Source organism: Agrobacterium sp. fls2-241-TYG-188a (assembly GCF_030209845.1).
In genome coordinates this window covers 1302907-1314972 of the sequence record NZ_JARVRD010000002.1, presented here as the reverse complement: position 1 = coordinate 1314972, position 12066 = coordinate 1302907, and the positions used below count along the sequence as shown (strand labels likewise).

Genomic DNA, 12066 nt, shown 5'->3' with positions numbered 1-12066 from the left:
TTCAGCAACATCGAATAAAGCAGGCTCACCCGCCCGTCACGCTCATGTGGCGTGCGACGGCCGGGCGCTTGTGGGTGCGGTCGATGATGAAGTCGTGCCCCTTCGGCTTTCGCAGGATCGCTTCATCGATCGCCTGTGACAGGAGCGCATTGTCCTCGGATGCCCGCAAGGCAGTGCGAAGGTCTGCAGCATCGTCCTGCCCCAGGCACATGTAGAGCGTTCCCGTGCAGGTCAGGCGCACGCGGTTGCAGCTCTCGCAGAAATTATGGGTCATCGGCGTGATGAAGCCCAGCCTTCCGCCGGTTTCCTTGACGTGGACATAGCGGGCAGGGCCGCCGGTCTGATAGCCGATATCATCGAGTGTGAATTGCTGCGCCAGCGAGGCCCGGACCTGCGACAGAGGCAGATATCTGTCGGTGCGATCTTCCTCGATCTCGCCCATGGGCATGGTTTCGATGACCGTCAGGTCCATGCCACGCGCATGGGCGAAACGCATGAGTTCAGGGATTTCGTGCTCGTTGAAATCCTTGAGCGCCACCGCGTTGAGCTTGATCTTGATGCCCGCAGCCAATGCGGCGTCGATGCCGGCCATGACCTTGGAAAAGTCGCCCCAGCGGGTGATCTGCTTGAACTTGTCCGGGTCCAGTGTGTCGAGCGAGACATTGATGCGGCGCACGCCGCAGTCATGCAGCTCGGCTGCGTAGTTTGCCAGTTGCGACCCGTTGGTCGTCAGCGTCAGTTCATCCAGCTTACCCGCTCGAACATGGCGACCGAGATCACGCACCAGATGCATGATGTTTTTGCGAACCAAGGGCTCACCGCCCGTCAGACGGATCTTGCGCACGCCCTTTTCAATGAAGGCGGAACAGAGCCGGTTGAGCTCTTCAAGGGTAAGCAAGTCCTTCTTTGGAAGGAACGTCATATGCTCGGACATGCAGTAGGTGCAGCGAAAATCGCAGCGATCCGTTACCGAGACGCGCAGGTAGGTGACAGCGCGACCGAAGGGGTCCACCATCGGCGCCTTGCTTTCCGTCAGGGTATCCGCCTTGGGAAGCGATCCGAGGAAGCTGTTCAAGCTGTAATCTCCAGTGCATTCTTGGGGTGCGTGCGCGCTGATGTCTTCATGTAGTGGCTTGCCCGGGGGCGGGCAAGGTCATAAGTGTGCAGTATATTATCATGTTGCGGAAATGAAAAATGAGTGAGCCCTGGCCAACGGAACTGCGCATATCGAAAGACAGGAAGAACATGGTGGTAACGTTCGACACCGGTGTTTCGTTCGATCTGCCCGCCGAAATGATGAGAGTTCTTTCACCGTCAGCCGAAGTGCAGGGGCACGGACCCGGCCAGAAGATCACGGTTCCTGGCAAACGGAATGTCTGCATCAAGGCCGTTGTTGCGACCGGAAACTACGCCGTCCGCATAGCCTTCGACGATGGCCACGACAGCGGCATCTTCACCTGGAGGTATTTGTTCGAGCTGGGCGAGCGTGGTGACGCACTGTTCACAGCTTACGAGCAGGAACTCGCCGAAAAAGGCTTGAGCCGAGAGCCTAAAATCCGTTAGCAGAAATGCATATTCAGGCAAAGACAGGGGTGGCACTTGGCGGTCGAGGGAAATGCGAATGATCTGGCGCAAGTTGTCGTGCTGTTGGCGGCGGGCGTCGTTGCGGCCCCATTGTTCAAAAGAATAGGCTTGGGGTCGGTTCTGGGCTATCTGGCTGCCGGTCTGGTGATTGGCCCATTCGGTCTTGGCGCATTCTCCGATCCGCAGGCCATCATCCACATTGCCGAACTGGGCGTGGTGATGTTTCTTTTCATCATCGGGCTTGAAATGCAGCCTTCGCGTCTGTGGTCGATGCGAAAGGATATCTTTGGCCTTGGCGCGCTTCAGGTCGTCACCTGCATGGCGGGGTTGACGTTGATCGGCCTTGCGCTGGGCTTTTCGCTGATACCGTCTTTTGTTGCTGGCACCGGTTTCGTGCTCACCTCAACGGCCATCGTCATGCAGATGCTGCAGGAGCGCAACAGCATGTCGACGCTGAAAGGTCAGCGTATCATTGCCATTCTCCTGTTCGAGGATCTGGCCATCGTGCCGCTTCTTGTGCTGGTCGCCTTCCTGGGCGCTGGTGGTGAAGCAGTCACGCTGAGTGAGCGACTTTTTTCGATTGGTATCGCACTGGCCGCAATCGTTGCGCTCATCGTTGCGGGCCGCTACCTGCTTAATCCATTCTTCCGACTTCTGGCTGCGTCCGGTGCGCGAGAAGTCATGACGGCGGCAGCGTTGCTGGTCGTTCTCGGATCGGCACTCTTGATGCAGGTCAGCGGGCTTTCCATGGCCATGGGCGCGTTTCTGGCGGGTGTGCTTTTGTCGGAATCGTCGTTCCGGCATCAGCTGGAAGCGGATATCGAGCCTTTTCGCGGCATCCTGCTTGGCCTGTTCTTCCTCGGCGTCGGCATGGCCATCGACCTGACGGTGATTGCCGCAAACTGGCAGCTGGTGATGATGAGCGTTGTTGCCTATATGCTGGTCAAGGCGCTGCTGATCTATTGTGTCGCGCGCGTTCTGGGCACCTGCCAGCGTGAAAGCATCGAACGCGCCGTGCTGATGGCGCAGGGCGGCGAATTCGCCTTCGTGCTCTATTCTGCGGCTGCTGCCGCCGGTATTCTCGATGCCGAAGCCAATGCCGTGCTGACGGCAACAATCATCATCTCGATGATTCTCACACCGTTGATGGTCATTGCGCATGACCGCATCATGCCGAAGAAGCTACCTGAGACGGGCGACCTGGACCTGCCGGAAAATGTCGAAGGCAGCATCTTGATGATCGGCTTTGGCCGCTTCGGCCAGATTGTCAGCCAGCCGCTTCTGGCGCGAGGCTACACGCTTTCACTGGTCGACAAGGATGCCGACTTCGTTCGCGATGCGTCGAGCTTCGGCTTCAAGGTCTACTACGGCGACGGGTCGCGCGCGGAAATCCTGCACGCTGCAGGCGCCGGATCAGCCCGCGCTGTGCTGATCTGCGTCGATGACAAGGAAGCGGCAATTCGCATCGCCGAGATCGTCAAGCACGAGTTTCCTCTGGTGCCCGTTCTTGCTCGTGCCTATGATCGCGGCCATGCGCTCGACCTTTTGAAGGCCGGCGTGGACTACCAGATCCGTGAGACATATGAGTCTGCCCTCAATTTCAGCGAAAAGGTGCTGACTGCGGTTGGCGAGGAAATCGAGCTGGCAGAACGGCTGGTGGAAGAATTCCGGGACGTGGACAAGGAGCGTTTTGCGCTTGAGGTTGTCGGCGGCGTCTATGCCGGTCGCTCTCTCATTCGCGGCAACGCCCAGCCCGCCGATATCGTCGCTGCCCGCACCGCGCGTGAACGTGCCGAACGGGAAGCTCGGGAAGAGGCGGCACAGGAAAGTTAGGCCGCCATGCCGGTCTGATATTGAACTGAAGAGCAAGGAGGCTCTGGTGACAATTATCCGTTCGGTTGATGATCTGAAGGCGATTTACGGCTCTGGCTCGGAGGCCTCCAACCTCAAGGTCACGCCTTTCCTGACGCACGAATATCGCAGGATGATCGAAGCAGCGCCTTTCGTGGCGCTGGCAACCGTTGGGCCGGAAGGTGCCGATTGTTCACCGCGCGGTGACAAGGGTGGCGTTGTGCGGGTTGAGGATGAAAAGACAATTTTGCTGCCGGACTGGCGCGGCAATAACCGGGTCGATTCCCTGATCAACATCGTGCGCGACCCGCGTGTTGCCCTGATGTTTCTGGTGCCCGGATCGAACACGACGATGAGGATCAATGGAAAGGCGGTCGTTTCCATCGCTCCCGAGCTTTTGCAAAGCTTCGAGATGGATGGAAAGCATCCGCGCACGGTCATCGTCATTACTGTTGACGAGGTATACTTCCAATGCGCGCGGGCATTGATGCGCTCAGAACTCTGGAACCCTGATAATTTCGTGGATCCGGCTTCGCTGCCCACCCCGGGGGCGATGCTCAAAGCCGCAAAGCAGGATTTCGACAAGGACACCTATGACCGCGAATGGCCCGCACGTGCGGTGAGTACCTTGTGGTGAGCAATCGCCCGGTACCCTGCCGACGTCATCACTGCTTGTAGATCAGCCAGCTTTTTCCGGTGTAGTTCTTTTGCATACCGTCTTCGAAGAATACGGTTCGGTTACGTCCCGTTTCCTTTGCGTGGTACATGGCCGTATCTGCAAGCGCGTACAGCTCTCCGGCGTTCTGTGCCTGTGATGCAAGCGCGTAGCCGATGGATATCGTCACCTGACCGTAATCAACGCCAGACTTGGAATTGCGGAAAGGCGTCCTTTCGAGCGATGTACGGATGCGCTCGCACATGACGTGAATCTCGTCCTGGGTATTGTTTTCGAGAACGATGGCGAATTCCTCGCCGCCGCTGCGGGCGACGAAGACATCCTTGCGCACGTTTGATTTGATGACCGACGCCACACTCGCAAGGATCTTGTCGCCGACAGGATGGCCGAACGTATCATTGATGCGCTTGAAGTTGTCGACGTCCAACAACACCAGAGACGTCATGTGAAGTCCTATGCTGACGTCATAGATGGAGGACAGCTTGTCGTCGAAGGCCCTGCGGTTGGAAAGTCTGGTGAGTGAATCGGTGTTGGCGATGCGCTTGTATTCGTCGAGTTCGAGGCGGACCTGTTGCATTTCTTCCGCGTGGCGGTCGAAGTCTTTGGAGGCGCTTTCGTTTTCGGCGATCTTGTTGGTCGTCGCCTCCACCAGCATCGAGATAGCGGTACGAAGCAAATGGGTGCTCGTGTGGTTCTTGTCGGCGATACCGGCCCGGGTCTCATCCAGAATACGGTTGTAGTTTTCCAGACATGTCTGCTCGTTCTGCAGAACCATGAGCACCGTGCTCAATTCCGAATGGAGCCGGTCCCGCGCAGCCTCGATCAACTGGATATGCGTGTAGTCGAAGTAGCGAGCGCTCAGCTCGTCCAGCTCCTCCTGCGTTGCTCTACCGCCAAGTGCGGCCAGATCACGCGTAAGCGCAGGATTGGAGCCGATATAGGCCTCGTAAAAGAGATTGTAGTTTCGGGGAATGGGCACGACCCCCATATTGCGCATCGCAAACAATATCTGCGCCGCAATATCCGTACCCGGCGCCTTGGGCATTGATGTCGGACTCATCAAGTCACTCCCGAAAAAACAGATTTGGTATCTTGCTACCTGATCCTACAAATTCAGTAAAAATCTTACCTGACGGAATAATTTTTTTATTTTGTAAAAGAGATAGCCCAGTACATTTCCCCCCGTGCTTTAGTGCTGTTTTTATTTAGAATCGACTAAAGCAGGAAACTGCGCTTCCATAGCACTTCGTGGGTAAGTTTGTAGAGGTAAATTCTTATATTTAAAAAAAATTCCGTAGTATTTCTTTCCCTTTTTACGAGAAAGATCATGCCGGCCGGTTCTGATTTCAAGCCGTGGCGGGAGATGGCACATTCATGCCATCTCCGCAACCATTAGTTATTTAGGGCCGATCATATTTTCCGGGCGGACATACTGATCGAACTCTTCATTGGTCAGGTATCCACCGCCAACAGCTTCGTCGCGCAGGGTCGTGCCGTTCTTGTGCGCCGTCTTTGCGATCTTTGCGCAGGCGTCGTAGCCCAGCTTGCTGTTGAGCGCGGTAACCAGCATGAGCGAGTTTTCGACGCCCTTCTTGATATTGTCTTCACGCGCTTCGATGCCGACCACGCAGTTGTCTGTGAAGGACACGGCTGCATCACCCAGAAGTTGCACGGACTGGAGGAAGTTATACGCCATCATCGGGTTGTAGACGTTCAGTTCGAAATGACCCTGGCTGCCGGCGAAAGTGATCGCTGCCTGGTTTCCGAAAATATGGGCGCAAACCTGCGTCAGTGCTTCCGACTGCGTGGGGTTGACCTTGCCCGGCATGATGGACGAACCGGGTTCATTTTCCGGCAGGGCAAGTTCACCGAGGCCAGCGCGCGGGCCAGAGCCCAGGAAGCGGATGTCGTTGGCGATCTTGAAGAGGGCTGCAGCCGCGGCGTTGATGGCGCCATGCGCAAACACCATGGAGTCATGTGCAGCCAGCGCTTCGAACTTGTTTGGCGCGGTGACGAAGGGCAGGCCGGTGATCTTGGCGATCTCTTCTGCCACCTGTTCTGCAAAGCCGATCGGCGCGTTGAGGCCGGTACCGACTGCGGTGCCGCCCTGCGCCAGTTCACACAGACCCGGCAACGTCATCTCGATGCGCTTGATGGAAGAGGCAACCTGAGCGGCGTAACCTGAGAATTCCTGGCCGAGCGTCAGCGGTGTTGCATCCTGCGTGTGGGTGCGGCCGATCTTGATGATATGCGCAAAGGACTTCGCCTTGGCATCCAGCGCCTGGTGCAGATGCTTGAGGCCGGGGAGAAGGTGGTGGACGATCTGTTCGGCGCAGGCGATGTGCATGGCCGTCGGGTAGGTGTCGTTGGACGACTGGCTCATATTGACGTGATCATTCGGGTGGACGGGCTTCTTGGAGCCCATCTCGCCGCCGAGCATTTCGATTGCGCGGTTGGAGATCACTTCGTTGGCGTTCATGTTGGACTGGGTGCCGGAACCCGTCTGCCAGACGACGAGGGGGAAGTGATCGTCGAGCTTGCCGTCGATGACTTCCTGTGCAGCCTTGATGATGGTTTCACCGATCTGGCTGTCGAGCCCGGCCAGCGCCATGTTGGTGCGGGCGGCTGCCTGCTTGACGATGCCCAACGCACGGACGACTGATGCGGGCTGTTTTTCCCAGCCGATCTTGAAGTTTCCGAGCGAGCGTTGTGCCTGAGCGCCCCAGTAACGGTCGCTTGCAACTTCAATCGGGCCAAATGTATCGGTTTCGGTGCGTGTGGCTGTCATCAGTCCTGCCTCTCCTGTGTGTCCTCCGGCAAGCCGGCGTCCCCGCCAGCCTTGCGCGCGCCGACATATAAAGCCATCCCGCAGCCATGGAAAGCCTGTCGAGCGGGCTATCGCCATATTTCGCAACAGTTTCGGAGCGTCGATGCCCGTTTTCGAAAAACGATCCTAGTGGCTTTTGCGCCACGCGCGAAAATGGCTGTGAAAAGCGGGCCTTTACGTGATCGTTGTCAAAAACTTGTTCTGTCAATATTAGGAATTTAAAGAGAAATTTAACTATTCTCGCCAAACGTGGAGCTCATGCCAAAACGATTTCTGTCGTGATGGAAACCCATGTCTGGCACCCTATTGGACTTCGTGCGTTTCTTCCCAAAAGAAGACCAATCAGCTAGACAGACACAGACACTTTATATGCGCCTCGATGAATGATGGCGCGGACGCGGCGAGGACCAAATTGCATATTACATCAGGAAAAACGTCGGCAGCATGGATACTGGCTCTCGGTCTTTCCGTCTCTGTTGGTGCGCCGGGCACGGCTGGCGCGGTGACGCTTATGGACCTTCTGCGTGGCGGACCAGGCAAGGTCGAGCGTGAGCGTCAGGACCGGGGCTTCCCGGGGGTAACCCAGCAGGGCAATGCCGCCGCCGCTGCGCGTGATGTCGATCCGGAGCCGCTGCCGCGCGTTTCCGGCCCTCGCTATTACACCTACAAGACGGACGCTACCCGCGCTGTCGATACCTCCAAATTCTCCTCCGGTCTTTCCGGCGTGAAGATGTCCGCCACGCCTGACGTCGCCAAGGCGCTGGAGGCTTATTACAATGCCGGTGGCCAGCCGATCTGGGTTTCGAATGGTGATCTGAACGAGCGCGCCAGCGCTGTTCTCGCCTTCTTCGAGACCGTTGGTGATAGCGGGCTAAATCCTGCCGATTACAGCATTTCGGCACCGTCTCAGGATGTGACTGCCAGCATTTCGTCCGAGCCGCAGGCCAAGGTGCAAAATGCAGCACTTGCGCAAGAGCAGAACATTCCGCCAGCCATGATGCAGTTCGAACTGGCTCTTTCGGCCAAGGTGCTTGCCTATGTGCAGGATACCGCCCGTGGCCGTGTCGACCCGAACAAGCTTTCCGGCTACCACGATTTCAAGCGCAAGACCGTCAATCTCGCGCCGGTGCTCAAACTCGCCAGCATGAGCCCGGATGTTGCCGCCTACCTGCGCAGCCGTGAGCCTTCCAACCCAGAATATCAGGCGCTCAAGGCCGAACTGGCGAAGCTGCGCAACGAGAACAAGGATACCGGCAACAAGCCTGTCGTTCCCGGCGATCTGGTACTGAAGCCGGGTGAGAACAATGTGGAGATGGCAACGGTCGTCAAGGCGATCGAGCACCGCTCTTCCACAGGATTGAAGACTGACCATGCGGCGACGCTTGCTGGATATCAGCAGACATCGGAATACACGCCTGAGCTGGTCGATCTTGTGAAAGCGTTCCAGAGCGAAAATGGCCTGAAGGCTGACGGCGTTATCGGCCGGGCAACCGTGCGGGCAATGACCGGCGACAGCAACGAAGCCAAGATTGCCAAGCTGGAAGTGGCAATGGAGCAGGTGCGGTGGCTGCCAGCCGATCTGGGCGACCGTTTCGTCTTCATCAATCAGCCCGCTTTCATGGCCTACTACCACAATGAGGGCAAAGAAGACTTCGGCATGAAGGTTGTCATCGGCTCCAAGGCCAACCAGACATACTTCTTCCAGGATGAAATCCAGACCGTTGAATTCAATCCTTACTGGGGCGTGCCGCAGTCCATCATCATCAACGAGATGCTGCCGAAGCTGCGCAACGATCCTTCCTATCTGGATCGTCTTGGATATGAGGTTTCGGTCAATGGCCGTCCGGTTTCATCGTCCAGCGTCAACTGGTACGGTTCCACGCAGTCGGTATCGGTACGTCAGCCACCAAGCAGTGACAATGCGCTCGGTGACCTGAAAATCCTGTTCCCGAATGCCCACGCGATCTACATGCACGATACGCCTGCCAAGAGCTTCTTCAACCGCGACATGCGCGCGTTGAGCCATGGCTGCATTCGTCTGGTCGATCCACGGCGCATGGCGGCCGCGGTGCTTGGCACAAGCCTTGATAACGTCAACAAGCAGATTGCCGCTGGCGAGAACCGCGCCGTGCAGGTGCCAGCCAAGATTCCGGTCTATGTGGCCTACTTCACCGCCTGGCCGGACAAGGACGGGAACGTCCAGTATTTCGATGACGTCTATGACCGCGACAGCTATGTCGTAAAGGCCTTCGACGCAACGACGAAGGCGCGGGCCTCCTCTATCTGAGGCACGTCAACACATCTCAAAAGCGCCTTCACGGGCGCTTTTTCTTTATCAGGGGCGGGCAATGCAGGACATTCAGGCGGTCATCGATTCCATCTATGAGGTGATGCAGCCCAGGCTGGGTGAGGGCAAGGTTGCCGACTATATTCCCGAGCTTGCCAAGGTCGATCCAAAACAGTTCGGCATTGCCGTTACCACCGTGGAGGGTGACACCTTCGTGGCTGGAAACGCGCAGACACCTTTTTCCATCCAGAGTATTTCCAAGGTTTTCATGCTGACGCTGGCGCTTGGCAAGACCGGCGAAAATGTCTGGAAGCGCGTTGGGCGCGAGCCTTCCGGTTCTGCCTTCAACTCCATCGTCCAGCTTGAGCGCGAATCCGGTATCCCGCGAAACCCTTTCGTTAATGCAGGCGCCATCGTGGTCACGGATATGGTTCTGGCGGGGCACCAGCCGCGCGAGGCGATTGGTGAGCTGCTCCGCTTCATCCGTTATCTTGCCGATGATGAAACCATTTCAATCGACGACACGGTGGCCAAGTCCGAGCAGGCGACGGGCTACAGAAATCTTGCGCTGGCAAACTTCATGCGCAGCTTCGGCAATCTGCACCATCCGGTGGAACACACGCTGGGTGTCTATTTCCACCAATGCGCCATATCCATGAACTGCGTCCAGCTGGCGCGGGCAGGGCTGTTTCTCGCCAGTCGCGGGCGCAATCCCATAACCGGACATTCGGTCGTTTCCGAACGGCGGGCACGACGCATCAACGCGCTGATGCTGACCTGCGGCCATTACGATGGCTCCGGCGATTTCGCCTATCACGTCGGTCTGCCGGGCAAGAGCGGCGTGGGCGGCGGCATTCTGGTGGTAGCGCCCGGCAAGGCTTCCATCGCCGTCTGGTCTCCGGGGTTGAACGAGGTGGGCAACTCGGCGCTGGGGTCCGAAGCGCTGGAAATGCTGGCCAACGAAATGGGCTGGTCGGTATTCGGGGCTTGATCTTGAGGGCATATGAGGGCATTCCCTCAGGCTGAAACGCCGATACGCGTTCTGGAACGAGCGAGATCACCCATGAACATTGCCGCAGATATCGATGACATGCCTGAGGGCGTCGAGCCCGAGGAGCAGGGTGGCGCGCATCCGCTGTTTGCCAACGCGCCGCGTTCCGTGTCGTTCAACAAGCTGCGCAAACGGCTGCTGCGCAATGTGCGTCAGGCATTCGACGATTTCGACATGTTGAAGGGCCAGAAGCGCTGGCTTGTGGGACTTTCGGGCGGCAAGGACAGCTACGGGCTTCTGGCGCTGCTGCTGGACCTCAAATGGCGCGGGCTGCTGCCTGTCGAACTCATTGCCTGCAATCTTGACCAGGGCCAGCCGAACTTTCCCAAGCATATCCTGCCGGATTATCTGACCAAGATCGGTGTGCCGCACCGGATCGAGTATCGCGATACCTATTCCATCGTGAAGGAAAAGGTGCCGCAGGGCGGGACCTATTGTTCGCTCTGTTCGCGGCTTAGGCGGGGCAATCTCTACCGCATCGCCCGCGAAGAGGGCTGCGATGCGCTGGTTCTCGGCCATCACCGCGAGGATATTCTCGAAACATTCTTCATGAACTTCTTCCACGGGGGCAGGCTCGCCGCAATGCCGCCAAAGCTGCTGAATGACGAGGGCGACTTGATGCTGCTGCGTCCGCTGGCCTATTGCGCAGAAGACGACATGGCGAAATTTGCTGCTTCCATGGAGTTCCCGATCATACCCTGCGATCTCTGCGGCTCGCAGGACGGGCTGCAGCGTAACGCGATGAAAGACATGCTGGCTGATATCGAGCGCCGGATGCCGGGTCGCAAGGACGTGATGTTGCGCGCCATGGCGCATGTCAATCCGTCGCATTTGCTCGACACCAAGCTTTTCGATTTCTCAGGCCTGACTGTCACCGATCCGTCACGCTAGGGGATTAGGTCGTGAAGCTCATGTCCCACCTTTTCAAAGAACCCCTTCATGACCCTTTCCGATACCGATCTTGATTTCCTCGTTGCAACGGTTGCCGAGGCTGGCGAAACCGAAATTCTTCCGCGTTTCAGAAACCTCAGCGCATCCGACATCGCCGAAAAGACCTCCGTCGTGGATCTTGTGACAGAGGCGGATATCCAGGCGGAAAAGCGGATCACGGCTGCTTTGCTCTCGCGTTTTCCAAAGGCACATATTGTTGGCGAAGAGAGCTATGACGCCGACAAGTCGGTCATTCCCGCTCTGGCCACCGCGGAACTGGCCTTTGTGATCGACCCCATCGATGGGACATTCAACTATGCCTCCGGTTTTCCTGCCTTCGGCACGCTGCTTGCGGTAACGGTTAAGGGTGAGACAGTCGCGGGCATCATTCATGATCCGGTCATGGGCGACACCATTCTTTCCGGCAAGGGCGCGGGCGCAGTGTTGAAGCGCAAGAGCGGAAGCGAAGCGAAGCTGCGTGTGGCAGATGCCGTTAATCTCTCGCAGATGGTGGGCGTCTTTTCCTGGGGGCACAGTTTCGAGGAGCGCCGCCCTGTCATTGCCGCAAATATGACCAAGGCCAAGATGGCGCTGTCGCTGAATTGCTCGGCACATGAATACTGGCTGGTCTCAGCGGGCAAGCTGCATTTCATCGGCCATGAGAAGCTCATGCCGTGGGATCATCTGGCTGGCGTGCTGACCCATCAGGAAGCGGGCGGATTTACGGCAAAATTCGATGGTACGCCCTACCGTCCCGGCGACCTGACCGGCGGAATTCTGTCCGCTCCCGACAAGGAGAGCTGGAAAATGCTCCGCCGCGAAATCGTCGGCCTTTGATTTTGACATACAGGAAGGAATAC

10 protein-coding genes are annotated in these 12066 nt (G+C 57.6%); 7 read left to right on the top strand and 3 right to left on the bottom strand.

Annotation, left to right across the window (positions count from 1 at the left end):
• Nucleotides 1-25: 25 nt before the first annotated feature.
• A complete protein-coding gene (gene moaA / locus QRN85_RS13100) occupies nucleotides 26-1015 on the bottom strand; it encodes a GTP 3',8-cyclase MoaA (RefSeq protein WP_284758871.1) in 990 nt (329 codons plus the stop codon).
• A gap of 179 nt (nucleotides 1016-1194) precedes the next feature.
• Here moaA and QRN85_RS13095 point away from each other — a divergent pair, with 179 nt between their 5' ends.
• Genes QRN85_RS13095 through QRN85_RS13085 form a run of 3 tightly spaced genes read left to right on the top strand, consistent with a single transcriptional unit; the run spans nucleotide 1195 to nucleotide 4072 of the window.
• On the top strand, nucleotides 1195-1563 hold the full coding sequence (locus QRN85_RS13095; protein WP_284758444.1) for a gamma-butyrobetaine hydroxylase family protein: 369 nt from the start codon (nucleotides 1195-1197) through the stop codon (nucleotides 1561-1563).
• A 36-nt stretch (nucleotides 1564-1599) separates the two neighbouring features.
• Nucleotides 1600-3417 carry a monovalent cation:proton antiporter-2 (CPA2) family protein gene (locus tag QRN85_RS13090; protein WP_284758441.1) on the top strand — a complete coding sequence of 606 codons (1818 nt, stop codon included), beginning with the start codon at nucleotides 1600-1602 and terminating at the stop codon, nucleotides 3415-3417.
• 46 nt (nucleotides 3418-3463) lie between these two features.
• The gene (locus tag QRN85_RS13085) at nucleotides 3464-4072 is read left to right on the top strand and encodes a pyridoxamine 5'-phosphate oxidase family protein (RefSeq protein WP_284758439.1); all 609 of its coding nucleotides are present in this window, start codon (nucleotides 3464-3466) and stop codon (nucleotides 4070-4072) included.
• A 28-nt stretch (nucleotides 4073-4100) separates the two neighbouring features.
• On the opposite strand, the gene QRN85_RS13080 is transcribed toward QRN85_RS13085, so the two are convergent.
• Nucleotides 4101-5171, bottom strand: coding sequence for a GGDEF domain-containing protein (locus QRN85_RS13080; RefSeq protein ID WP_113092495.1), 1071 nt, complete (start codon nucleotides 5169-5171; stop codon nucleotides 4101-4103).
• Nucleotides 5172-5507: 336 nt separating this feature from the next.
• Nucleotides 5508-6899 (bottom strand): class II fumarate hydratase, encoded by a 1392-nt coding sequence (gene fumC, locus QRN85_RS13075; protein ID WP_112963607.1) that lies wholly within the window; start codon nucleotides 6897-6899, stop codon nucleotides 5508-5510.
• 457 nt (nucleotides 6900-7356) lie between these two features.
• Between fumC and QRN85_RS13070 the strand changes: the two genes are divergently transcribed.
• The 4 genes from QRN85_RS13070 to QRN85_RS13055 all read left to right on the top strand — a co-directional run bounded on the left by QRN85_RS13070 (nucleotide 7357) and on the right by QRN85_RS13055 (nucleotide 12043).
• Nucleotides 7357-9225 carry a L,D-transpeptidase family protein gene (locus QRN85_RS13070; RefSeq protein WP_502870782.1) on the top strand — a complete coding sequence of 623 codons (1869 nt, stop codon included), beginning with the start codon at nucleotides 7357-7359 and terminating at the stop codon, nucleotides 9223-9225.
• Nucleotides 9226-9286: 61 nt separating this feature from the next.
• The gene (locus QRN85_RS13065; protein WP_062589565.1) at nucleotides 9287-10216 is read left to right on the top strand and encodes a glutaminase; all 930 of its coding nucleotides are present in this window, start codon (nucleotides 9287-9289) and stop codon (nucleotides 10214-10216) included.
• Nucleotides 10217-10288: 72 nt separating this feature from the next.
• Nucleotides 10289-11167 carry a tRNA 2-thiocytidine(32) synthetase TtcA gene (gene ttcA / locus QRN85_RS13060; RefSeq protein WP_284758424.1) on the top strand — a complete coding sequence of 293 codons (879 nt, stop codon included), beginning with the start codon at nucleotides 10289-10291 and terminating at the stop codon, nucleotides 11165-11167.
• Between the two features lie 48 nt (nucleotides 11168-11215).
• Entirely contained in the window at nucleotides 11216-12043 is an 828-nt protein-coding gene (locus QRN85_RS13055) for an inositol monophosphatase family protein (protein ID WP_113219463.1), read from the top strand.
• Nucleotides 12044-12066: the final 23 nt, after the last annotated feature.